Below are 23,938 nucleotides of genomic sequence, written 5' to 3'. Positions count from 1 at the left end.
AGCGTCCGCTTGTCGCGCAAAAAGCCGCCGTTCGAGGCGGCTTTTTGCATTGGTGCCTCCATGCAGCGAGGCGATCGTGATTTTGTTTGGGGGCCGCGTGTCATCCGCGCGCGGTTCTTGCACCGTTTAACTCAGTAAGTATTTTCTTGACTACCCACTCATCGTCCATGCGCGCTTCTCCCGTCGAAACCATCAATGCCGTCATCCCGCCGGTGTTGCAGTCCTTCGATCCGCGAGAGGTGCCGGTGAGCGGGATCGATACCGGGCTGCCTGCGGTCGCCAACGACCGCCTCAGCGCGCGCGCCCTGCGCGCGCGCTTCGCCACGCCGCCTGCGTGGACACCCGAGATGCGGCGCGAGCCGCGCCTGCTCGACCGGCCGCCTGCACAGGCGGCCGTGCTCATTCCCATCGTGATGCGGGACGAGCCTACCGTCCTGCTGACCGAGCGCACCACGAACCTGTCGACGCATTCGGGCCAGGTGGCGTTTCCCGGCGGTCGGGTCGACCCCGAGGACGCGAACATCGCCGCTGCCGCGCTGCGGGAGGCCTGGGAAGAGGTCGGCCTGTCGGCCGAGTACATCGAAGTCCTGGGCAGCCTGCCGACGTACACGACCATCACTTCCTTCATCGTGACGCCGGTCGTTGCGCTCGTGCGGCCGGACTTCGAACTCAACATCAATCCGTTCGAGGTCGCGGAAGCCTTCGAAGTGCCCTTCGGCTTCCTGATGAACCCGGCGAACCACCGCCGCCATTCACTGACCGGCGACGACCAGATGTCGCGCGAATGGCTGTCGATGCCCTACCAGGACGGCCCCCACGAACGCTATGTCTGGGGAGCGACGGCGGGCATGCTGCGCAACCTCTACCGCTTCCTGAGCGCATAGAGGCCCCCTGTGCGCAAAGCCTGGGGGTGGGACGGCCCATGAAGCGGGCTAGCCTGGGGTTCTAGAATCCTTTCATGAGCTTCTTTGCCATCCTGTGTGCGTTGCTGATCGAGCAGGTGCGTCCGCTTGCGTATCACAACCCCGTGTACGGCGGCGTGCTCGCCTGGACGCGGTGGACCAGCCGCAACTTCGACGCCGGCAAGCCGAACCATGGCTGGGTGGCCTGGTCGCTCGCTGTCTTCGTGCCGACCCTGCTGGCGCTGGCCGTGCATTGGCTCCTGATCCTCACGCTCGGACTGCCATTCGCGGTGCTGTGGAGCATTGCGATCCTCTACGTCACGCTGGGCTTCCGTCAGTTCAGCCACCACTTCACCGGCATTCGCGACGCGCTCGACGAAGGCGACGAGGCGCTTGCGCGCTCACTGCTCGCGCATTGGCAGCATGTCGACGCGGCCAACCTGCCACGCAGCGAGATCGTGCGGCATGTGATCGAGCACTCCGTGATCGCCGCGCACCGGCACGTCTTTGGCGTGCTCGCATGGTTCTCGATTCTTGCGGCCGTCGGCCTCGGGCCCGCGGGCGCGGTCTTCTACCGCATGAGCGAATTCGTGTCGCGCTACTGGGCGCACAAGAATGGCGCGTCGACGCAGCCGTCCAGCATCTGGGTGCAGCAGGCCGCTGACCGTGCGTGGGGTGTGATCGACTGGCTGCCCGCGCGCATCACCGCATTGGGCTTCGCCGTGGTCGGCAGCTTCGAAGAGGCGATCGATTGCTGGCGCAACGACGCACGGCGCTTTCCGAACGAGAACGACGGCGTGATCCTCGCTGCCACCTCGGGTGCCGTGAACGTCCGGCTCGGAGGCGGCGCGCTGAGCGTGATGCCGATCACCGATCCGCTGCCGCGCGCTCAGGCCGGTGAGTCGTTCGTGGGTGGGCGCGGTCCCGACAGCGGGAGCACGCCGGGACGCGAGCCCGAGCCTGCGCACCTGCGCAGCGTGGTCGGCCTGGTCTGGCGGTCGGTCGTGATGTGGATGGTGCTGCTCGCGCTGCTGACCCTGGCGCGCCTGCTGGGCTGAATCGTCGGCTAGGGTTCGGACTTGTCCAACATTCCAAGCTACTGGAGTCCCCGCATTGCGGCGCTCGAGCCCTATGTGCCGGGCGAGCAGCCGCGCATCGCGAATCTCGTCAAGCTCAACACCAACGAGAACCCGCATCCTCCATCGCCGCGAGCCATCGACGCCATCTGCCGTGCGGCCGAGAGCGGCTTGCAGCTCTACCCGGATCCCGAATCCACCCTGTTGCGCGAAGCGATCGCTACGCGCCATGGGTTGGACAGCGAGCAGGTGTTTGTGGGCAACGGCTCCGACGAGGTGTTGGCCCACGCGTTCTTTGCCTTCTTCCAGCAAGCCGAGCCGCTGCTGATCCCCGACGTGACGTACAGCTTTTATCGCGTCTACGCGCAGCTGTACGACATCGCGTGCGAGTTGCAGCCGGTCGACGATGCGCTTCGCATCGACGACGTTGCGCTGGCCGGGCGTGCGGCAGCAGGCTGCGCGGGCATCGTGATCGCGAACCCGAATGCGCCGACCGGCATCGGACTGCCGCTTTCCCGTATCGAGGCACTGCTCGAGGCGTGTTCCGATCGCGTGGTGCTGGTCGACGAAGCCTATGTCGATTTCGGCGGGGAAAGCGCGCTGCCGCTGATCGCTCGGTACCCGAATCTGCTGGTCGTGCAGACCTTGTCCAAGTCGCGTTCACTGGCCGGTCTGCGCGTCGGATTCGCGTGCGGGCAGGCGCACCTGATCGATGCGCTCCAGCGCGTCAAGAACAGCTTCAACTCCTACCCGATCGACCGGCTCGCCTCCGCAGGCGCCATTGCGGCCCTCGAAGACGAGGCGTGGTTCGCCAAGACGCGCGACGACATCGTCGACACCCGCGAGGGGCTGGTGCTGCAGCTGGAGGATCTGGGCTTTGAAGTGCTGCCTTCACAAGCCAATTTCCTCTTCGTGCGACACCCTGCTCACGATGCAGCTGAGCTTGCGGCGTCGCTGCGGGCGCGAGCCGTTCTCGTGCGTCATTTCAGGCAGCCGCGCATTGCGCAGTACCTGCGCATCACGGTCGGCACGCGCGACCAATGCACGGCGTTGGTAGCCGCATTGGCCGAGATCCTCCCGCCCCAGTAAGTAGCCGCGCCGGCGCCATGCAGGCGGCGCAGCCGACACCCGGAAACCCGCGGAACCGGCTTTGCCGGGCCGCCGGGTTTGCCCCCGGCAGGGGGTGCCAGAGCCACACGAAGTGGGCGAGGCTGGGGGCGAGCTCAATACCTCGTCTGGCTGAGTTCGGCGAAGAGCTCGCCGTAGATCCGGTAGCGCGAAGCGCTGATCGCACCCGGACGGGTTGGCGAATCCACCTGCCCGATCACGCCGCATCCCGGCTCGTGAAGGTGTGTGCAGTTGTAGAACTTGCAGTCCGTGGCGTGCGCGGCGATATCCGGCATCAGGTGTGCGAGTTGCATCGCCTCGATGTGATGCAGCCCGAATTCCTGGAAGCCCGGCGAGTCGATGAGTGCGGTGCTTCGCGCGGCGTCCACCCAGTACCAGGTCGTGCTGGTGGTGGTGTGCTTGCCCGAGTTGAGCGCCTGCGAGATCTCGCCTGTCAACGCGGTCGCGCCGGGCACCAGCAGGTTGATCAGCGTGCTCTTGCCGGCGCCTGAAGGGCCGAGCACCAGCGTGGTCTTGCCGGCCAGCATCGTCGACAGCGTCGCGCGATCCGATGGGCCGGAGGCCGTCAGCGCCAGCGGCACGACCTGGTAATCCATGCGCCGGTAGGGCGCCAGCCGGCCCCAGGCCCGCTCGAAAGGCACGGCGAGGTCGCTCTTGTTGAGCGCGATGACGGGCGTGATGCGCTCCGCAGCCGCGGCGATCAGCGCGCGCGTCAGCTGCGTCTCGGAAAATTCCGGTTCGGCCGCGATCAGGATCAGCACCTGGTCGAGATTGGCGGCGAACGACTTGGTGCGGATCTCGTCCTGTCGATAGAAGAGGTTCTTCCGCGGCAGTACCTTTTCAATCGTGCCTTCATCCTCGCTCGCCTGCCACTGGATGCGATCGCCCACCACGGCCTGGCTCTTCTTGCCGCGCGGATGGCAGATCAGGCGTTCGCCCTCTGGCGTTTCGACCAGGCAGTGGCGGCCGTGGCTTGCGACCACAAGTCCGTCGCGCAGCGCGACGCCGCTGGCCGTGCCGCCGCGTTGCTTAGCCAAGGGCGCGTTCCATCGGCTCAGTCCGCGACCAGCGCATCGGCCTGCGCAGCGCACTCGAAGTCTGTCGACGAGATACCGCCCACATCGTGCGTGTTGAAGCGCACGACACACCGGTCGTAATGCACCGAGAGATCGGGGTGGTGGTCCTGCCGGTGCGCGATCCACGCGAGGGCGTTCACGAAGGCGATGGTCTCGAAGTAGTTCGCGAAGGCGAAGGTCTTCTCGATCGCGACATTTGCGCCATCCCCCGTGAGCTTCCAGCCTTCCAGTCGGGCCAGGCTCGCCACGATTTCCGTTGCGCTCATGGCGCGGCGTGCGTGCGTCTTCCAATCCTGGGTCTTGAACATGCTGCTCATCGTCGGCTTTCAGGGTCAGGCCGCGGCCATGCGCGCGAGGCGCTCCGAGGCGGGTGGGTGCGAGTAGTAGAACTTGACGAACACCGGATCGGGCGTCAGCGTCGATGCGTTGTCCTGGTAGAGCTTGAGCAATGCTGCCGACAGGTCGGCGCCGCTGGTCTGCGCGATCGCGTAGGCGTCCGCCTCGAACTCGTGCTTGCGCGAGATCAGCACCGGCAGCGGCGCGACGAAGAAGCCGAAGACCGGCACCGCGAGCATGAAGAGCAGGATCGCAAGCGCGTTGTTGGGCGCCGCCAGGTTCGGCTGCACGCCCAGTCCCACATAGAACCACGTGTGGGTCGACAACCAGCCTAGCAGGGCAAAGCCGGCCAGGCTCAGCGCGAACATCGCTGCCATGCGCTTCATCACATGCCGGTGCTTGAAATGGCCCAGCTCGTGGGCCAGCACCGCCTCGACTTCGCCGGCGTTGAGCTGGCGCAGCAGCGTGTCGTAGAACACCACGCGCTTGCTGGAACCGAAGCCCGTGAAGTAGGCATTGGCGTGCGCGCTGCGCGTGCTGCCGTCCATCACGAACAGGCCCTTGGCCGCAAAGCCGCAGCGTTGCATCAGCGCGTTCACGCGGTCCTTGAGGGCTGCGTCGTCCAGCGGCTGGAACTTGTTGAAGATCGGCGCGATGAAGGTCGGGTAGACCAGCATCAGCAGCAGGTTGAACGCCATCCACGCGCCCCAGGCCCAGATCCACCACAGGCTGCCCGCGGCGCCCATCAGCCAGAGGATCAGGGCCGCGATCGGCAGGCCGATCAGCGCACCCAGCAGGATGCCCTTGGCGGCATCGGCGAGCCACAGCCGCCACGTCATCTTGTTGAACCCGAAGCGCTCCTCGAGCCTGAAGGTCTGCCACAGCGTGAAAGGCAGTTCCAGCAGGCCGCCGATCAGCGCGAAGGCGGCGAGCAGGACGAGCTGCTGGAGCATGCCGCCGCCCAGCCAGCCGAGGAGCACCTTGTTGAGAAGGTCGAGGCCGCCGAGCAAGGTCCATCCCAGCAGAACCGCCGCGCCCCAGGCCATTTCGATGATGCCGAAGCGCGTCTTCGCCATCGTGTAGTCCGCGGCCTTCTGGTGGGCGGCGAGCGTGATGGCCTGCGCGAAGACAGGGGGAACCGCCTCGCGATGGTGCGCCACGTGGCGCACCTGTCGTGTGGCAAGCCAGAACTTCACGACCAGCCCGGCGACCAGCGCGAGGGCAAAGGCCAGGGTGAAGGCGAAGGATAGGGGCGAGGTGGCGGACATGGCGGTCGAGTTTAGCCCGCAGCCTCGCGGCGCGCCGGTTGCCCTGACGCCGGAAAGGGCGCTTCCCAGGCGGGAGGCCAGGCCGCCCTCAGGGTCATCGACGACAATCGCCGGATGCCCGAATCCATCGAACCGGCTGCGCCAGTGCCCGCAGCCACGCTCAAGAAGAGCGACCAGAACCTCGTCTGGCTGGACTGCGAAATGAGCGGCCTCGACCCCGAAAAGGAGCGCCTGCTCGAAATTGCCGTCGTCGTGACCGGTCCCGACCTCACGCCCTGCATCGACGGCCCCGTGCTCGTCATCCACCAGAGCGACGAAGTCCTCGATGGCATGGACGCCTGGAACAAGGGAACCCACGGGCGCAGCGGCCTGATCGACAAGGTGAAGGCGTCCACGCTCGACGAGGCCACCGCCGAGCAGCAGCTGATCCAGTTCATCTCGCGCTACATCCCGAAGAGCGGCTCGCCGATGTGCGGCAACACGATCGGCCAGGATCGCCGCTTCCTAGTGAAGTACATGCCCAAGCTGGAAGCCTATTTCCACTATCGCAACCTGGACGTCAGCACCCTCAAGGAACTGGCCAAGCGCTGGAAGCCGGCTGCCTACAACGCCTTCAAGAAACAGCAGGCCCACACGGCACTCGCCGACGTCCACGAATCGATCGAGGAACTCGCGCACTACCGTGAAACCTTTCTTCGCATTCAGGATTAGGTAAAAACCCCAAGCCATGCGATAATCGATGGCTTCGCTGTTCTGCAGCGTTTTCTTGCATCTCCCTATCTTGCACATCGCGCCCGAATGAACGGGCCGCGGCAAAGACGAAAGTCATTGCTGAACGTCGTTGGATGGTTGATGTTTTTCACCACCCGACGGAGCACCGCCTACGGCTGTGCTCGCGTATGAGATTACTGAATGACCGACGCTTTTGAAGCGCAGGGCGAGTTCGCGCCTGTGCAATCCGATGAATTCGCCGTTTCCGCCGTTTCGCGCGAACTCGAATCCACCACTGATTCTTCCAACACCGCTCCCGTTTTCGTGGCACTCGATGCCGTCGAGCCGGCCGAAGCGCCGAAGCTGCCGAACGGCTTCATCAAGCTGGGCCTGGCGCCCGAGCTGATCGCTGCGGTCGAGGACCTCGGCTTCACCCAACCCACCACCGTGCAGGAGCAGGTGATCCCGCGCGCCATGACGGCCAGCGGCCAGGCCGACGGCGCCACGCGCTTCGTCGACCTGATGGTGTCGAGCCAGACCGGCAGCGGCAAGACCGCCGCCTTCCTGTTGCCCGTGCTGCACACCCTGCTGCAACGCCAGGCCGAAGCCGAGGCGGCAGCCAAGGCCGAATTCCAGCGTGTGGCCGCCGAGGCCGCCGCTCGCGGCGAAGCACCGCCCAAGAAGCCGAAGCGCAAGGACCCGACCAACGCGCGCCATTTCAAAGCGGCCACGCCCGGCGCACTGATCCTGTGCCCCACGCGCGAACTTGCGCAACAAGTCGCACACGACGCCATCGATCTGGTCAAGCACTGCCGCGGCCTGCGCATTGCCAACGTGGTGGGCGGCATGCCTTACCAGTTGCAGATCGCGCGCCTGCAGAACGCCGACCTCGTCGTCGCCACGCCGGGCCGCCTGCTCGACCTGCAGCGCTCGATGCAGATCAAGCTCGACCAGGTCAAGTTCCTCGTCGTCGACGAAGCCGACCGCATGCTTGACCTCGGCTTCTCGGACGACCTCGCCGAAGTCAACCAGCTCACCATCGAGCGCCAGCAGACGATGATGTTCAGCGCGACCTTCGCGCCGCGCATCCAGCAGCTGGCCACCCGCGTGATGCGCGAGCCGCAGCGCGTGACCATCGACAGCCCGCAGGAAAAGCACGCCAACATCAAGCAGGTGCTGTTCTGGGCCGACAACACGCAGCACAAGCGCAAGCTGCTGGACCACTGGCTGCGCGACACCACCATCAACCAGGCCATCGTGTTCGCAAGCACGCAGGTCGAGTGCGACGGTCTCGCCAATGACCTGCAGCAGGACGGCTTCAGTGCTGTCGCGCTGCACGGTGCGCTGAGCCAGGGTTTGCGCAATCGCCGACTGATGGCATTGCGTCAGGGCCAGGTGCAGATCCTCGTCGCCACCGACGTGGCGGCGCGCGGCATCGATGTGCCGACCATCACGCACGTGTTCAACTTCGGCCTCCCGATGAAGGCCGAGGACTACACGCACCGCATCGGCCGTACCGGCCGGGCAGGGCGCGACGGCATTGCCGTGACCTTCGCCGAGCTGCGCGATCGCCGCCGGATCTTCGACATCGAGTCGTACAGCCGCCAGCAATTCAAGTCGGAAGTGATTCCGGGCCTGGAGCCGCAACAGCGTGCGCCGCAAGCGCGTCCGCAGGGCGACTTCGGCGGCCGTGGCCGTGACAACCATTCGCGCGATCGCAAGTTCGGCGGCGGTGGTCATCGCGGCGGCAACGGCGGCGGATATGGCGGTGGCGGCAATGGTGGCGGCTACGCCGGCGCCAGCGGCTTCAACGATCGCAATGCGCGCGGCCCGGGCGCTGGCGCACCGCGTGGTTTCCAGAATCAGGGCAACGCCAACTTCGGCGGCGGCCGTGACGACGGTGGCTACGGCCGCAAGCCGGGCTGGGGCGACAACGCCCCGCGCGGCGGCGCTGGTGGCGGTGCCGGCCGCGGCGACGGTTTTGCTCCGCGTGGGCATGCCGGCGGTGGCGGCAAGGTCTTCGTCCCGCGCGACGCGCAGAAGCGCGGCTTCAAGCCCAGCCGCTGAGCGTGAGCGGCCTCGAGCCGCATCTCATTTCGCAAAGCCCGCATTTCCTCGGAAATGCGGGCTTTTGTTCGTCTGGGGTGGGCCGTGCAGCCGCCGTCGGCGCCTAGTGGGAAACGCGAATACGCGTCCTTCTTAGTTGACACCTGAACAGTTGAAAAGTAATGTATTGACGGCTCAAGTCCTCCGGAGGCCTGCTGGCGGCCGGTTCATCCACTTCATTCTTTCCACTGTCGACCTATGAAAATCGCCATTCTCGGCGGCGGCCACGGCGCCTATGCGGCTGCCGCGGACCTGTCCGAAGCTGATCATGAAGTGCGTCTGTGGCGCCGCGACGCGGGCGCGCTGGAGCCGGTCGCCAAGGCCGGTTCCATCACCTTGAAGGACGCGGCCGGTTCCCGTGACGTGCCGATCGCGCTGGCGACCGCCGACATCGGTGCCGCCATGCGGGGTGCGGAGTTGATCGTCATCCCCACGCCGGCGATCGCGCAGGAAGACATCGCCCGTGCGATGGCCCCGCACCTGATCGACGGCCAGGTCGTGTTCCTGCCGCCCGGCACCTTCGGCAGCTACGTGATGGCGCGGCTCGTGAAGGAAGCGGGCAACCGCGCCGATGTGGCCTGGGCCGAGACCGGCACCTTGCCCTACCTGGCACGCAAGCACGGCGAGCGCGAAGTGAACGTGACCATCCGCGCCATCCGCCTGCCCACCGGTGTGTACCCGGCGCGCAAGGAGCGCGAAGCCATCGAGGTGATCCGCAAGGCCTACTCGAGCGTGCATGGCTGTGGCGATGCGCTGTCGGGTGCGCTGATGAACGCCGGCCCCGTCATCCACCCACCGTTGATGGTCATGAACGCCGCGCCGCTGCAGCACTTCGAGCGTTGGGACATCCACAACGAAGGCACCCAGCGTGCCGTGCGCGACGTGACCGACCGGCTCGACCAGGAACGCATTGCCGTGCGCGAGGCCTTGGGCCAGGGAGCCCCGCACTATCCGCTGGCCGACCACTACAACAACGACCAGTGGATGTACGGCGATGCGCACAAGCAATTGGTGAAGTCGGGCGACTGGCGCGAGAACATCGACCTCCATACGCACCGCTACATCACCGAGGACACGGAACTCGGGCTCGCCTTTCTCGCGTCGACCGCGCGCTTCGTCGGGGTCGATGCGCCGATCGCGCATGGCCTGCTGGCGATCGTCGGCGGCTTCCTCGGCCGCGATCTGCGCAAGGGGCCGCGCACGCTCGAGTCGCTCGGCCTCGCCAGCCTGACGCCGGCACAACTCAAGCAAAGGCTGCACGATGGGGAATGAGCTTCCCCGCTTCGCTGCGGTCGGCGCGGGACGGATGGGGCGCGGCATCGCGATCGCATTCGCCTACGCCGGACACCGCATCTCGCTGGTCGATCTGCGTCCGCGCAGCGACGAGGCATGGCGGAAGCTGCAAGGCGAGGCCCAGGCGGAAATCGAAGCCAGTCTTTCGGGCCTGGCACAGCTCGGCGTGATCGACGCTGCCCAGGTCCGAGCCATTGCTGCGCGTGTCGACATCGTCGACGCAGCCCATGCGCCTGCCGCGCTGGCAGCCGCCGAGCTGGTTTTCGAGGGCGTCCCCGAGACGCTCGAAGCCAAGCGCGAGGCCTTCGAGCACATCAACAGGCATTGCCGCGAAGACGCGATCCTCACCTCCACCACCAGCAGCATCCTCGTGACGCAACTGGCGGCGCTGGTGCATCGGCCGGAGCGCTTTCTCAACATGCACTGGCTCAATCCGGCGTACGTGATCCCGGTGGTCGAGCTCAGCTGTCATCCCGGCACCGATGCCGCGGTGCTCGAGCGCACCAAGGCCCTGATGGAAGCCATCGGCAAGCTGCCGGTTGTCTGTGGCGCGTCGCCGGGCTACATCGTGCCGCGATTGCAGGCGCTGGTGATGAACGAGGCGGCGCGCATGATCGAGGAGGGCGCTGCCACAGCGGAAGAGATCGACAAGGCCACGCGCTACGGCCTCGGGCTGCGGTTCGCGGCACTCGGCGTGGTCGAGTTCATCGACTTCGGCGGCTGCGACATCCTCCATCACGCGAGCCGCGAGATGGCGGCGTCCATCGACCGCGCCCGCTACACCGCACCTGCCATCGTGGACCGCATGGTCGAGGAAGGCCGGCTGGGCCTGAAAAGCGGCAGCGGCTTCTACGAGTACGAGGGGCGCGACGTCGGGGCGTACCGGCGCGACGTGCTCTCGCGAACCCTCGGCATGCTCAAGCATGTGGGGCTGTGGCAGCCACCCGCGGAAGCGACGCGCGAATGAAGATCCGGCGCGCATTCGCCGACCTCTCGGCAGGGCAGGTCCACTACGCCGAGTGCGGTGATCCGGATGCGCCGGCCGTGATGCTGCTGCACCAGTCGCCGCGCAGTTGGGTCGAATACCGCGAGGTGCTGCCCTTGATCGGTTCGCACTACCGGGCGATCGCGATGGACACAGCCGGTTTCGGCGATTCCGAGGCAGGCGGCTTGCCGGCGAGTATCGAGCAATGGGCCGGAGTGGCGCGGGAACTGCTCGACGCGCTGGGCATCGAGCGCGCCGACGTGGTGGGCCATCACACCGGCGGTGTCATCGCGGTCGAGCTGGCCGCGGCGTTTCCCGAACGGGTGCGCGGGCTGGTGCTGTCGTCGACGCCGTTCACCCATGAAGCCTTCCGCCTCGCGCGCGCCGGGCGCCCGCCGATCGACGAGGTCGAAGCCAGCGAAGACGGCACCCATCTTGCCGCCCTGTGGCAGCGGCGCCAGGGCTTCTATCCGGCCAACCGCCCCGACCTGCTCCAAGCCTTCGTGCTCGATGCCTTGAAGGCGAGTGGCGGACCCGAAGACGGCCACCGCGCAGTCGCGGCCTATCGGATGGAGGACCGCATTCATCGCATCGCACATCCGACGCTGATCATTCGTGCCACCGACGACCCGTTCGCTTCGCTGCACGCCGCCGAACTGTGCGAGCAACTCTCGAACGCGCGCATCGTCGAGATCGAAGGCGGCATGGTGCCCTTGCCCGACCAGCTGCCCGGCCCCTTTGCGCAAGCAGTGCTCGAATTCCTGGAGACACTGGCATGAGAGCCGTGCGCGTGCATGCCTTCAGTTCGGCGCCCGTGCTGGAAGATGTCGTCGAGCCCCAACTGCGGCCTGGTCGTTCGATCGTCCGCATGGAGGCGGCCACGGTCGGCCACATCGATCGCACCGTATGGCGCGGCAGCTTCCTGAGGCATCCGTCCTTTCCGTACACGCCGGGCGTCGAGGCGGCCGGCGTGGTCGTGGCGAGCGAGACCTATGCCGAAGGCCAGCGTGTCTGGCTGCGCGGCAGCGGGCTCGGCACGCTGTTCGACGGCACGTGGTGCGAATTCATCGATGCGCCCGACGAGGCGCTCGGCGTGCTGCCGGATGCGGTGCCCGCAACGATCGGCTCCGCCTTCTTCTCGCCGTGCACCTCCGCGTGGGTGGCGCTGCACGACATCGCGCATCTCCGTGCGGGCGAGAACGTCCTGGTAACGGGCGCGACAGGTGCGGTCGGATCGTTGGCGGTGCAGCTTGCGATCGATGCCGGCGCCGAGGTGACCGTGCTCGTGAGCAGCGCTGAGCAGGCTGCCGCAATGCCCGCGGTCGCGAAAGTCGTTGTGCTCCAGGATGACCTGTCGGCCGCATTGGAGCCGGTATCCGTGGATCTGCTCGTCGACACCGTCGGCGGACCGATCCTCGCAGACGCGTTGACCCGCGTGCGCCCGGGCGGCCGCGCCGTGCTCGTCGGCTACACCGCGGGCAATTCACTCGCTCTGGATATCGCCCACTTCCTGCAGCGCGATGTCGCCCTGCTGCCCCTCAACATGTTCCGTCGTGAAGCGGCCGGCCGCGCAGCCGCGCCCGAATTGCTGGCCCGCCTGGCCGATGGCCACCTCAAGCTCGACGTGCAGCCCTTCGCGCTCGACGATGCGGCCACTGCCATGGACTGGATCAGCCAACGCGGCCATCGCGGCCGCGCCGTGCTCGTGCCGTCACTCTGACGGCTTACTCCGCGTCCGGCGCCTCTGCCGGTGCCCCTGCGTGCAATTCGATGATGTGGCGCAGCGTGCTCTTGAGTTCTTCCGCGCGCTGGAGCCCGAAGGGTTCGAGCACGCGCCGCTCGTGCTCGCGGGCCAGTTCCATCAGGTGTTCCACCGCCTTCGCACCCTTGCGCGTGATGCGCACCAGAGTGACACGCCGATCACTGTCGTGGGGCAGGCGCTCGACCTGTTCACGCGCCTCCATCCGGTCCAGCAGTCGCGTCACCGTCGGCTGCTTGGTCACGGTGATCTGTGCGAGCTGCCCGATGCTGATCGGCTCGCCGCCCGCCAGCGATGCCATCACCCGCCATTCCGAAACTGAAAACCCGTGCTGGCGCGCCACCTGGTGGAACTCCGAGGAGATGAGTTGGCTCGCCTGCGCCAGGAGCGCCGGCAGGTAGTCATCGACGAAGCGGAGTGCCCCGACGGGCTCCTCGTCGGTGAATGGTCCCTGACCCTCGGCGGGCACGCTGCTTGCATGTCTAGGGTTATTCATGATTGTGAATACATTCAGTACTAAACATTATAGAGGCCGAGGTTTCGAAAGGAACCCCACGATTCCTGACAAGAAAGGGCCGCCATGGCTGAGCGATCGTTCATAGAGCAAGTCAAGAAGCTCCGTCTTTCCGGAGGCGAAGTCTTTCGGGGTGAAGGCATTCTGGCAGTCACCAAGGCGCTGCTCGAATCCGGGGTCTCGTACGTGGCCGGCTACCAGGGCGCGCCGATCTCCCACCTGATGGACGTGCTGGCCGACGCGCAGGACATCCTTGCGGAGCAGGGCATCCGCTTCGAGAACAGCGCCAGCGAAGCCACCGCGGCCGCCACACTGGCCGCCTCCGTCAACTACCCGCTGCGCGGTGCCGTGACCTTCAAGGCCACCGTGGGCACCAACGTTGCCTCGGATGCACTCGCCAACCTTGCTTCGGGTGGCGTGACCGGCGGCGCGCTCATCATCGTCGGCGAGGACTACGGCGAGGGCTCGTCGATCATGCAGGAGCGCAGCCACGCCTTCGCGATGAAGTCGCAGATGTGGCTGCTCGATCCGCGCCCGAACCTGCCGAGCATCGTCGATGCGGTCAAGCAGGGCTTCGATCTTTCCGAGGCCAGCCGCACGCCGGTGATGCTGCAGTTGCGCATCCGCGCCTGCCACGTGCATGGCCAGTTCATCGCGGGCGACAACCGCCGCCCGAAGTTCACCATCAAGGAGGCGCTGGAGAGCCCGCAGCGCGACGTCAGCCGCATCGTGCTGCCGCCCGCGAGCTTCCTGCACGAGCAGGAAAAGGTGAAGGACCGCTGGCCCGCCGCCGTGCGCTTCATCGAGGAGCGCCAGCTCAACGAGTTCTTCTCGGAAGACGCCGACGACATCGGCATCATCGTGCAGGGCGGCAGCTACAACACGATGATCCGTGCGCTCGAACGGCTGGAACTGGCCGACGTCTACGGCAACACCAAGGTGCCGCTCTACGTGATGAACGTCGCCTACCCCGTGATCGAGAGCGAGGTGCTGCGCTTCTGCGAAGGCAAGCGCGCCGTGCTGATCGTGGAGGAGGGCCAGCCCAACTTCGTCGAGCAGAACCTCGCGACCATCCTGCGCCAGGCCGGTTCGACCACCGCCCTGCATGGCAAGGACATGCTCCCGGTCGCCGGCGAGTACACGGCGGCGGAACTGCTCAAGGGTGCGCGCAGCTTCTGCGAGCACTACGGCCGGCTCCAGCCGCTGCCGGTGCCTGCCGTGGTGCGCAAGGTCATCCCGCTCACCGAAGTAGCGGAGATCGGCGTCGATGCCGCGCCCGAACCTGCGAAGCCGCTGGGCGACAGCGTGCATGCGCGCCCACCGGGCTTCTGCACCGGCTGTCCCGAGCGTCCGATCTTCAGCGCGATGAAGCTGGTGGAGCGCGAACTCGGCCCGCACCACGTGAGCGCCGACATCGGCTGCCACCTGTTCTCGATCCTGCCGCCGTTCAACATCGGCAACACCACGATGGGCTACGGCTTGGGTGGCGCGGGAGCCGCGGCGCTCAATGCGCCTGCGGGCAAGCGCGCGATCTCGATGATGGGCGACGGCGGCTTCTGGCACAACGGCCTGACGAGCGGCGTCGCCAACGCGGTCTTCAACCGCAGCGACAACCTCACCATCGTCGTCGACAACAACTACACCTCCGCCACCGGTGGCCAGGACATCCTTTCGTCCAACGCGCTGAACGCGACGCGCAGCACCGGCCACGAGATCGAGCGCGCGGTGCGCGGCGTCGGCGTCAAGTGGGTGAAGACCATGCGCCGCACCTATGACGTGGCCGGCATGCGCGATGCGCTCAAGGAGGCGCTGACCACGCAGGAGAAGGGTCCCAAGGTCCTCATCGCGCAATCGGAATGCATGCTCAACAAGCAACGCCGCGAGAAGCCGATGGTGCGCAACGCCATCGCGAGCGGCAAGCGCATGGTGCGCGAGAAGTTCGGTGTCGATTCCGACACCTGCACGGGCGACCACTCGTGCATCCGGCTCTCGGGCTGCCCCTCGCTGTCGATCAAGCCCAATCCCGACCCGCTGCGCACCGACCCGGTGGCGACCGTGCTCGACAGTTGCGTCGGCTGCGGCGTGTGCGGCGAGGTCTCGCATGCCGCGGTGCTGTGCCCCTCGTTCTACAAGGCGCAGATCGTCAGCAACCCGAGCCGCTGGGACGTGCTGCGCGAACGCATCCGCATGCGGGTGATTGGCTGGCTGCAGAAGGGCGAGGCCAAACGCCGCGCGGTCTATGCGTTCTGAAGAGTGAATCCGATGCGACAACAACCTATCAAGATCGCGATCCTTGCCATGGGCGGCGAAGGGGGCGGCGTGCTTGCCGACTGGATCGTGGATATGGGCGAGGCCAACGGCTACGTTGCCCAGACCACCTCCGTGCCGGGCGTCGCCCAGCGCACCGGCGCCACGATCTACTACGTCGAGCTTTATCCCGAGGCGCAAGCGGAAGCCGATGGCGGGAAGCCCGTGCTGGCGCTCATGCCGCTGCCGGGAGATGTCGACGTCGTGCTCGCATCGGAGCTGATGGAAGCCGGCCGCGCCGTGCAGCGCGGTCTCGTCACGCGCGACCGCACGACCTTCATCGCATCGACCCACCGTGTCTATTCGATCGCGGAGAAGAGCGCGATGGGCGACGGCCGGGTCGACAGCGCTGAACTGCTGGCGCATGCCGAGCGCGCAGCGAAGCGCTTCATCCGCTTCGACATGGCGCAGGCCGCGGAAGCGGCGGGCAGCGTGATCAGCGCGGTGCTCTTTGGTGCGCTGGCCGGCGCGGGTGTCCTGCCTTTCGGTCGGGCGCAGTTCGAGGCGACCATCGAGCGCGGCGGGGTCGGCGTCAAGCCGAGCCTGAAAGCCTTTGGCGCGGCCTTCGCACGCGCGCAGGGCGCACTGGAGCCGGAGGCACCGGTGGCTGAAGTCCCGGCACCGCAACCGCGCCACCCTGCAGTGCGCGCGTTGGTGGAGCGCGTACAGCGCGACTTTCCGTCCACCGCGCACTACCTGCTGCTTGAAGGCGTGCGCAAGTTGATCGACTACCAGGACGTCGACTACGCAGGCCTCTATCTCGACCGCATGGCCGCCATCGCTGCCTTGTCGGGCAAGGACGAAGGCCGCCTGCTGCGCGAAACGGCGCGCCATCTCGCGCTCTGGATGTCCTACGAAGACACCGCCCGCGTCGCTGCCCTCAAGACCCGCTCATCGCGTTTCGAGCGCGTGCGCGGCGAAGCCCGCGTGCAGGACGGCCAGGTGCTCGCCATCAACGAATACATGCACCCGCGCCTGCAGGAAATCTGCGAGACCCTGCCGGCTGGCTTCGGCCGCTGGCTGATGAACTCCACCTGGCCGCGCAAGCTGGTCGAACGCCTCACGCAACAAGGCCGCGTGATCCAGACCAGCTCGCTGCGCGGCTACCTGATGCTCAGTACCGTCGCCGGGATGAAGCGCTGGCGCCGTTCGACCTTGCGCTACGCCGAGGAAAACCGCCGAATCGAGGAGTGGCTGAAGCGCATCGCCGACATCGCCGCGGACAACCCTGCGCTCGCCGTCGAAGTCGCGCAGTGCCAGCGGCTCGTCAAGGGCTACAGCGACACCCACGAGCGCGGCCTGCGCAATTACGACACCGTGATGGATGCCTTGCAGCGCGCCGGCACGGCCATCGCGCCCGCCACGCTGCGCGAGCTGCGCGACGCGGCGCTCGCCGACGAACACGGCCACAAACTGCGCGCCGCGCTGGCCCAGCACGCGCTCGCCTGATCCGGAAATCCTGCCCATGTCTGCCCAGCCCGCCACCCTGCAAATGCGCGTCGTCGAGGCGCGTGAACTCAATCCGCTGATCAAGACCTTCCGGCTGGCCGCAGTCGGCGGCGGCGTGCTGCCCGGCTACACCGCCGGCGCGCACATCCGCATCCAGGTCCAGTTGCCGGACGGCAAGCAGGACTGGCGCCACTACTCGCTGATCAACTTCGGCACGCAGGCCGATGCCACCGATGCGCCCACCGACTACGTCATCGCAGTGCGCAAGGAGGATGAAGGCCGCGGCGGCTCGCGCTTCATGCATAAGCGGCTGCGCGAAGGCGACCTCGTCACCATCGAAGTGCCGAAGAACGACTTCCCGCTGCACACCGGCCCCGGCGGCACCGTGCTGCTGGCCGGCGGCATCGGCGTGACGCCGCTGGCGAGCATGGCAACGCGCCGCCGCGCCGAAGGCCTGCCGGTGCGCATGCACTACGCCGGCCGCAGCCGCGAGCTGATGGCTTTCCTGCCCGAACTGCAAGCCGTGCTGGGCGATGACCTGCTCGTCCACTCGGATGTCGAGCGTGGCGGCGCCTTCGACATCGGCGCGCTGCTCGATGGCATTCCGGCGGGCGACCGGCTCTACGTGTGCGGACCCAAGGTCATGCTCGACGCCGTACTCGCCCAGACCCAGGCGCGCGGCTGGACCCATGACCGCGTGCACTTCGAGCTTTTCACCACGCCGGTGGTGGAGGAGGGCGACCACGCCTTCGAGGTCGAGCTCGCCCAATCCGGCCAGCGATTCACGGTGCCGGCCGACCAGAGCATCCTCGACTGCCTGATCGAGCACGGCTGCGATCCGATGTTCGATTGCAAGCGTGGCGAATGCGGCGTGTGCGCGACGCCGGTGCTCGAAGGCGAGATCGACCATCGCGACTATGTGCTGACCGCGCGCGAGAAGGCCGAGGGCAACGTCATGCAGATCTGCATCTCGCGCATCAAGGGACAGCGGCTGGTGCTGGACATCTAGAAATGAAGAACACCCCCAGCCTCGCCCACTGCGTGTGGCTCTGCCCCCCCTCAAGGGGGCGCACCCTGGCGGCCCGGCGGAGCCGGTTCCGCGGGTGCCCACGCGTGGCCTGCTCCGCGGCCTCCTGTGAGGGGGCGGGTGCCAGGCGAATGACAACGTGAAGGAGAGATAGAGTGACTTCCTACCGAGGCAACCCCGAAGCCGTGCGTGCGCTGGTGCAACCCGACCGCGTGCACCGCGACCTCTACACCAGCGCCGAACTGTTCGAGCTGGAGCAGGAACATTTCTTCGCCAACACCTGGAACTACGCAGGCCACGAGAGCCAGATCCCGAAGCCGGGCGACTACCTCAACACCGAGATCGCCGGCCGGCCGCTGATCATCGTGCGCCACACCGATGGCTCGGTGCGCGCCATGATGAATCGCTGCGCGCACAAGGGGTCGCGCCTGGTGACCGCGCCCTGCGGCAACACCGGAAAGTTCTTTCGCTGCCCGTACCACGCGTGGACCTTCAAGACCGATGGCTCGCTGCTGTCGATCCCGCTCAAGAACGGCTACGAAGGCACGCAGCTGCACGAGTGCGAATCGGCCAAGGGCCTGACCACGTTGAAGAACGTGCGCAGCTACCGCGGCTTCATCTTCATCAAGATCAACGACGTCGGCCCCGACTTCGAGGAATTCTTCGGCGACTCGCTGAGCTCCATCGACAACATGGCCGACCGTTCGCCCGAGGGCGAACTCGAAATCGCCGGCGGCTGCCTGCGCTTCATGCACCAGTGCAACTGGAAGATGTTCGTCGAGAACCTCAACGACACCATGCACCCCATGGTGGCGCACGAGTCCTCCGCCGGCACCGCCAAGAGCATGTGGGCGGACAAGCCGGCCGACGAGCCGAAGCCGATGGCGATCGAGCAGTTCGTGCCTTTCATGTCGGACTACAAGTTCTTCGAGGACATGGGCGTGCGCACCTACGACAACGGCCACAGCTTCACGGGCGTGAACTTCAGCATCCACAGCAAGTACAAGGCGATCCCCGAGTACGACAACGCGATGAAGGCGGCCTACGGCGAGGAGCGCACCGCACAGATCCTCGGCATGGCGCGGCACAACACCGTGTACTACCCGAACCTCACCATCAAGGGCGCGATCCAGGCGATCCGCGTGGTGCGTCCGATCTCGGTCGACAAGACGCTGATCGAGAGCTGGACCTTCCGCCTGAAGGGCGCGCCGCCCGAGTTGCTGCAACGCACGACCATGTACAACCGGCTGATCAACTCGCCCTTCTCGGTCGTGGGTCATGACGACCTGCAGGCCTATCGCGGCATTCAGGCCGGGCTGCATGCGAGCGGCAACGAGTGGGTGAGCCTGCATCGCAACTACGACCCCGCAGAAACTGCAGGCGGCGAGATCACCACGATCGGCACCAGCGAGCTCCCCATGCGCAACCAGTACCGCACCTGGGCCCGCTACATGACGGAGACGATGTGATGGAGGCCGCAGTGACACGCCAGGACCTGATCGACTTCGTCGTCAACGAATCGCGCCTGCTCGATGCCAAGCGTTACGAGGAATGGAATGCGCTCTTCACCGATGACGCGTTCTACTGGGTCCCGCTCGTCCCGGATCAGGAAGACGGCATCAACCACACGTCGCACCTCTACGAGGACAAGCTGCTGCGCGACCTGCGCATCGAGCGCCTGAAGAGCCCGCGCGCGTTCTCGCAGCAACCGCCGAGCCGTTGCCACCACCTGCTGCAAACACCGACGGTCGAGGAATTCGATGCCGATGCCAAGCGCTATGTCGTGCGCACGGAGTTCCACTACACCGAGTCGCAGGGCGACGAGTTGCAGTTCTACGTCGGCACCTTCTTCCACCATCTCACGGCGGAGGACGGCGCGTTGCGCATGACGTTGAAGCGCGTCAACCTGCTCAACTGCGATGCCGCGCTGCCGGCTGTGCAGCTCTTCATCTAGGCAAGCCATGAACGCTACCGTTCACGATGCCTTCAGCGCGAGCGCGCGGCGCACGCCACAGGCCGAGTTCCTGTTCACCGAGTCGGTCACCGCGGCGGCCTACGGCATCGAACCTGGCGCCATTTCGTGGGGCGAAGCCGCCGCCGCGGTCGAGCGGCTCAAGCTGGCCTACGCCACGGCCGGCTACGGCCACGGTCATCGCGTCGGCTTGCTGCTGGAGAACCGGCCGGCCTTTCTCTTTCACTGGTTTGCGCTCAACGCGCTGGGCGTGAGCGTCGTGCCGATCAACGCCGAAATGCGCGCGGCCGAGCTGAGCTACCTGATCGGCCACAGCGAGATCGGCCTGGCCGTGACGCTGCCGCACCGTGCGGACGACCTCCGCGCCGCGGCCGAGACGGCGGGCATCGCCTTCGAGGCGATGGGGCCGGACGATGCCGTACCGCCGTCGAAGACCACGCCGCCACGCGCGGCCGAGCCGATCGGGCTCGCCACCGAATGCGCGCTGCTCTACACCTCGGGCACCACCGGCCGGCCCAAAGGGTGCATGCTGAGCAACGAATACTTCCTGCGCGCAGGCCAGTGGTATGCGGAACTCGGCGACCTCTGCCCGGTCCGGCCCGACGCCGAACGCATCATCACGCCGCTCCCCCTCAATCATGTAAACGCGATGGCGTTCTCGACCATGGTGGTCCTCGTCGCGGGCGGATGCCTGGTGCAACTCGATCGCTTCCATCCGAAGTCGTGGCTGCAGAGCGCACGCGAGAGCGGCGCCACGATCGCGCACTACCTGGGCGTCATGCCTGCCATGCTGCTGTCCGCGCCCGCGGCGGCATCCGACCGCGAGCACGCCATCCGCTGGGGCTTCGGCGCAGGGGTGGATCGCAAGAACCATGCGCCTTTCGAGTCGCGCTTCGGCTTCCCGCTGGTCGAGGCCTGGGCCATGACCGAAACCGGCGCCGCCGCGTGCGTGATGGCGAACCACGAACCGCGCCACGTTGGCACGAGTTGCTTCGGTCGCCGCGAGGCATTCGTCGAGATCCGACTCGTGGACGACGAGGGGCGCGATGCAGCGGACGGCACGCCGGGCGAACTGCTCGTGCGCTCGTCGGGCGCCGATCCGAAGCGCTATTTCTTCTCCGGCTACCTGAAGGACGAGGACGCGACCCGCGAGGCCTGGGCCAGCGGCTGGTTCCACACCGGCGACATGGTGCGGCGCGACGCCGAAGGCAACTACTACTTTGTCGATCGCAAGAAGAACGTCATCCGCCGCAGCGGTGAGAACATCTCTGCAGTCGAAGTGGAAAGCGTGCTCAACCAGCACCCGGCCGTGAAGACGTCCGCAGTCGCCGCCACGCCGGATGCGGTGCGCGGCGACGAGGTGCTGGCCTGCATCGTCATGCGCGACGACGTGGATGCGTCCTCCCCCTCGCAGGTCGCGGCCAGCATCGTCGAGCATGCGCTCGCGCAACTGGCCTACTACAAGGCTCCGGGCTACATCGCCTTCGTCGACGCACTGCCGCTCACCGCATCGCAGAAGATCCAGCGCGGCCAGTTGCGCGAACTCGCGCAGGCGCTGCCGGGGCAAGCCCATTGCATCGATACCCGCTCGATGAAGAAGAGGCAAGGATGACGAAACGCCGACTCTCGTACGAAGGCGTGGCAGTCGCCGTGCCCGTGACCGTGCCCTACGTGCGCTATTCGACGCGCACCGCGCACTGGTTCCTCGGCCAGGCGATCGAGGCGCTGGTGAAAGCCAGCGGCGTGAAGAAGGAGCAGATCGACGGCCTGTGCGTCAGCAGCTTCTCGCTGGCGCCCGACACCGCCGTCGGCGTGACGCAGCACCTCGGCCTCTCGCCGCGCTGGCTCGACCACATGCCGACCGGCGGCGCCTCGGGCGTGATGTGCCTTCGCCGCGCGGCGCGTGCCGTGCAGTCGGGTGACGCCGACGTGGTCGCCTGCGTGGCCGCCGACACCAACCACGTCGACTCCTTCCGGCAGACGCTGGGCAGCTTCAGCAACTTCGCGCGCGACGCGACCTATCCCTACGGATCGGGCGGGCCCAACTCGATCTTTGCCTTCATCACCGCGCACTACATGCGCACGTTCGGCGCGACCCGCGAGGACTTCGGCCGCATCGCGGTCGACCAGCGCAGCAACGCGCTCCAGAATCCGCACGCGATGTTCAAGAAGCCGCTGACGCTCGACGAATACATCGCCGCGCGGCCGATCTCCGACCCGATCCACCTCTTCGATTGCGTGATGCCCTGTGCCGGTGCCGAGGCCTTCCTGGTGATGAGCGAGGAACGTGCGCGCGACCTCGGGTTGGCCCACGTCGTGATTCGCGGCGCGATCGAGCGGCACAACGCGTATTCGGAAGACCCCGTGATGATCCGCGGCGGCTGGCGCATGGACCGCGACGACCTCTACGCGCAAGCCGGCGCGGCGCCATCGGATATCGACTTCATCCAGACCTACGACGACTACCCGGTGATCGTGATGATGCAGTTCGAGGACCTCGGCTTCTGCGAGAAGGGCGAGGGCCCGGCCTTCGTCCGCTCGCACACGATGACGAGCGACGGCAGTTTTCCCAACAACACCAGCGGCGGGCAACTCTCGGCCGGGCAGGCCGGTGCGGCCGGTGGATTCCTCGGCATGACCGAGGCCATCCGGCAGCTCACGGACACGGCAGGACCACGTGTCGTGTCTGGTGCCCAGGTGGGCCTTGTCGCCGGCTTCGGAATGGTGACCTACGACCGCTGCCTGTGCACAGGCGCAGTCATTCTCGGGAGGCCGGCATGACCATGCCCCTGATGCGCCCCAAGCGCAAGAACCCGGTGCTCCGCACCCGGCAGATGAACCTGCCGCCGTGGGCGCGTGGCCGGGTGGCGCTCGGCATCACCGCCGCCGCCGCCGAAGGCCGCTTCGAATTGCAGACCTGCGAGGACTGCGGCACCGTGCAATACCCGCCGCGCGAGGCCTGCCACAAGTGCCTCTCGCCGCGCCTGCACTGGCGTGAGCAGGGCGGCGAGGGCGAACTGCTCAGCAGCACCACGCTGTACCACAGCAACGACCTGTTCTTTCGCGAGCGGCTGCCATGGCGGCTGGGCCTCGTGCACCTCGACGCAGGGCCGACCCTGATGGTCCACCTGCATGGCGAAGTCGGCGACGCGCCCACGCGCGTGCGCGTCGGCGCCCGGCTCGATCGCGCGGGCCAGGCCGTACTCATTGGATTTCCGGACGAAGGGAGCCCCCACATGGCTGACGACAAGATGCTGAGAGAAATGACGAGCGACCCGAAATTCCGCAAGGTGCTCGTCACCGATGGCAAGACCGAGGTGGGGCAGGCCATCGTGCGTGCGCTGGTCAAGGCGGGCGCCGACATCGTGTGGGTCGGCCATGCCGAGCCTTGGAAGAAGACGGGCGGGCTCGACGACATCACTGCGTTGCCGCAGGTCACGCTGGTGCCGCTCGACCTGACCAACGGCCGCTCGGTGAGCGAACTGGCCGGCGAGATCGGAGGCAAGGTCGACATCGTGATCAACAACGCCGAGGTGCATCGCAGCTTCGGCATCGGCGCACGGCGCGGCACCGACGTGGCCAAGGCCGAGATGGACATCAACTACTTCGGCCTGCTGCGACTTGCGCAGGAGTTCGGTCCGGCGCTCAAGGGCCGGTCTGCCGATGGCGTAACCGGGGCGACGGCGTGGGTCAACCTGCTGTCGATCTACGCGCTGAGCAACTTCCCGCCGCACGGCACCTTCAGCGCGTCGAAGGCCGCGGCCCATTCGCTCGCGCAGTGCCTGCGCGCCGAGATGCGGCCGGCCGGCATCCGCGTGATCAATCTCTTCCCCGGCCCCATCGACGACGAATGGAACCAGCACACGCCACCGCCCAAGCTCGGCGCGGGCGCACTCGCGAGCGCGATCGTCAAGGCGCTGCGCGACGGTGTCGAGGACGTGTACCCCGGCGACGTGGCACAGGAATGGCTGGAGCGGTGGCGCGACAACCCCAAGATTCTCGAACGTGAACTGGCGGCAGGCGGTTGAG

Annotated in this window: 21 protein-coding genes; 17 read left to right on the top strand and 4 right to left on the bottom strand. The window is 66.8% G+C overall.

Features of this window, described 5'->3' with window-relative positions; translation table 11 throughout:
* Positions 1-167: 167 nt before the first annotated feature.
* From QTH90_RS25225 to hisC, 3 genes are all read left to right on the top strand, one after another.
* The gene (locus QTH90_RS25225; RefSeq protein ID WP_286667306.1) at positions 168-884 is read left to right on the top strand and encodes a CoA pyrophosphatase; all 717 of its coding nucleotides are present in this window, start codon (positions 168-170) and stop codon (positions 882-884) included.
* Positions 885-958: 74 nt separating this feature from the next.
* Positions 959-1,960 carry a CobD/CbiB family protein gene (locus tag QTH90_RS25220; protein ID WP_286667305.1) on the top strand — a complete coding sequence of 334 codons (1,002 nt, stop codon included), beginning with the start codon at positions 959-961 and terminating at the stop codon, positions 1,958-1,960.
* Positions 1,961-1,990: 30 nt separating this feature from the next.
* Positions 1,991-3,067, top strand: a complete 1,077-nt coding sequence (hisC, locus tag QTH90_RS25215) for a histidinol-phosphate transaminase (RefSeq protein WP_286667450.1) — start codon at positions 1,991-1,993, stop codon at positions 3,065-3,067.
* Between the two features lie 134 nt (positions 3,068-3,201).
* On the opposite strand, the gene rsgA is transcribed toward hisC, so the two are convergent.
* Genes rsgA through QTH90_RS25200 form a run of 3 tightly spaced genes read right to left on the bottom strand, consistent with a single transcriptional unit; the run spans position 3,202 to position 5,786 of the window.
* A complete protein-coding gene (rsgA, locus tag QTH90_RS25210; protein WP_286667304.1) occupies positions 3,202-4,143 on the bottom strand; it encodes a ribosome small subunit-dependent GTPase A in 942 nt (313 codons plus the stop codon).
* Positions 4,144-4,160: 17 nt separating this feature from the next.
* The gene (locus QTH90_RS25205; protein WP_286667303.1) at positions 4,161-4,499 is read right to left on the bottom strand and encodes a 4a-hydroxytetrahydrobiopterin dehydratase; all 339 of its coding nucleotides are present in this window, start codon (positions 4,497-4,499) and stop codon (positions 4,161-4,163) included.
* Positions 4,500-4,514: 15 nt separating this feature from the next.
* On the bottom strand, positions 4,515-5,786 hold the full coding sequence (locus QTH90_RS25200; protein WP_286667302.1) for a M48 family metallopeptidase: 1,272 nt from the start codon (positions 5,784-5,786) through the stop codon (positions 4,515-4,517).
* Between the two features lie 114 nt (positions 5,787-5,900).
* Between QTH90_RS25200 and orn the strand changes: the two genes are divergently transcribed.
* The 6 genes from orn (at position 5,901) to QTH90_RS25170 (ending at position 12,601) form a co-directional block, all read left to right on the top strand.
* Positions 5,901-6,497 carry an oligoribonuclease gene (gene orn, locus QTH90_RS25195; protein WP_286667301.1) on the top strand — a complete coding sequence of 199 codons (597 nt, stop codon included), beginning with the start codon at positions 5,901-5,903 and terminating at the stop codon, positions 6,495-6,497.
* Between the two features lie 201 nt (positions 6,498-6,698).
* Positions 6,699-8,564, top strand: coding sequence for a DEAD/DEAH box helicase (locus QTH90_RS25190; RefSeq protein WP_286667300.1), 1,866 nt, complete (start codon positions 6,699-6,701; stop codon positions 8,562-8,564).
* 237 nt (positions 8,565-8,801) lie between these two features.
* Complete coding sequence (locus tag QTH90_RS25185) at positions 8,802-9,875, top strand: NAD/NADP-dependent octopine/nopaline dehydrogenase family protein (protein ID WP_286667299.1); 1,074 nt, start codon at positions 8,802-8,804, stop codon at positions 9,873-9,875.
* A complete protein-coding gene (locus QTH90_RS25180; protein WP_286667298.1) occupies positions 9,865-10,863 on the top strand; it encodes a 3-hydroxybutyryl-CoA dehydrogenase in 999 nt (332 codons plus the stop codon). Before QTH90_RS25185 ends, QTH90_RS25180 begins: the two co-directional genes overlap by 11 nt.
* Entirely contained in the window at positions 10,860-11,660 is an 801-nt protein-coding gene (locus tag QTH90_RS25175) for an alpha/beta fold hydrolase (RefSeq protein WP_286667297.1), read from the top strand. Before QTH90_RS25180 ends, QTH90_RS25175 begins: the two co-directional genes overlap by 4 nt.
* Positions 11,657-12,601 (top strand): quinone oxidoreductase family protein, encoded by a 945-nt coding sequence (locus tag QTH90_RS25170; protein ID WP_286667296.1) that lies wholly within the window; start codon positions 11,657-11,659, stop codon positions 12,599-12,601. The genes QTH90_RS25175 and QTH90_RS25170 overlap by 4 nt, the downstream gene beginning before the upstream one ends.
* Positions 12,602-12,605: 4 nt before the next feature.
* On the opposite strand, the gene QTH90_RS25165 is transcribed toward QTH90_RS25170, so the two are convergent.
* The gene (locus QTH90_RS25165) at positions 12,606-13,136 is read right to left on the bottom strand and encodes a MarR family winged helix-turn-helix transcriptional regulator (RefSeq protein WP_286667295.1); all 531 of its coding nucleotides are present in this window, start codon (positions 13,134-13,136) and stop codon (positions 12,606-12,608) included.
* 84 nt (positions 13,137-13,220) lie between these two features.
* Between QTH90_RS25165 and QTH90_RS25160 the strand changes: the two genes are divergently transcribed.
* The 8 genes from QTH90_RS25160 to QTH90_RS25125 all read left to right on the top strand — a co-directional run bounded on the left by QTH90_RS25160 (position 13,221) and on the right by QTH90_RS25125 (position 23,937).
* Positions 13,221-15,404 (top strand): thiamine pyrophosphate-dependent enzyme, encoded by a 2,184-nt coding sequence (locus QTH90_RS25160; RefSeq protein ID WP_286667294.1) that lies wholly within the window; start codon positions 13,221-13,223, stop codon positions 15,402-15,404.
* A 12-nt stretch (positions 15,405-15,416) separates the two neighbouring features.
* On the top strand, positions 15,417-16,910 hold the full coding sequence (locus tag QTH90_RS25155) for an indolepyruvate oxidoreductase subunit beta family protein (protein ID WP_286667293.1): 1,494 nt from the start codon (positions 15,417-15,419) through the stop codon (positions 16,908-16,910).
* A 16-nt stretch (positions 16,911-16,926) separates the two neighbouring features.
* A complete protein-coding gene (locus tag QTH90_RS25150) occupies positions 16,927-17,919 on the top strand; it encodes a PDR/VanB family oxidoreductase (RefSeq protein WP_286667292.1) in 993 nt (330 codons plus the stop codon).
* A gap of 173 nt (positions 17,920-18,092) precedes the next feature.
* Positions 18,093-19,406 carry an aromatic ring-hydroxylating dioxygenase subunit alpha gene (locus QTH90_RS25145; RefSeq protein ID WP_286667291.1) on the top strand — a complete coding sequence of 438 codons (1,314 nt, stop codon included), beginning with the start codon at positions 18,093-18,095 and terminating at the stop codon, positions 19,404-19,406.
* A complete protein-coding gene (locus tag QTH90_RS25140) occupies positions 19,406-19,891 on the top strand; it encodes an aromatic-ring-hydroxylating dioxygenase subunit beta (protein ID WP_286667290.1) in 486 nt (161 codons plus the stop codon). Before QTH90_RS25145 ends, QTH90_RS25140 begins: the two co-directional genes overlap by 1 nt.
* A 7-nt stretch (positions 19,892-19,898) precedes the next feature.
* Complete coding sequence (locus QTH90_RS25135) at positions 19,899-21,521, top strand: AMP-binding protein (protein WP_286667289.1); 1,623 nt, start codon at positions 19,899-19,901, stop codon at positions 21,519-21,521.
* On the top strand, positions 21,518-22,690 hold the full coding sequence (locus QTH90_RS25130; RefSeq protein ID WP_286667288.1) for a thiolase family protein: 1,173 nt from the start codon (positions 21,518-21,520) through the stop codon (positions 22,688-22,690). Before QTH90_RS25135 ends, QTH90_RS25130 begins: the two co-directional genes overlap by 4 nt.
* Positions 22,687-23,937, top strand: coding sequence for an SDR family NAD(P)-dependent oxidoreductase (locus QTH90_RS25125; RefSeq protein WP_286667287.1), 1,251 nt, complete (start codon positions 22,687-22,689; stop codon positions 23,935-23,937). The genes QTH90_RS25130 and QTH90_RS25125 overlap by 4 nt, the downstream gene beginning before the upstream one ends.
* Position 23,938: the final 1 nt, after the last annotated feature.

Origin of the sequence: Variovorax flavidus (genome assembly GCF_030317145.1) — a bacterium.
Lineage (GTDB): Bacteria > Pseudomonadota > Gammaproteobacteria > Burkholderiales > Burkholderiaceae_C > Variovorax > Variovorax flavidus.
The sequence above is the reverse complement of the archived record's forward strand: the minus strand, read 5'-3'. Positions and strand labels throughout refer to the sequence as shown.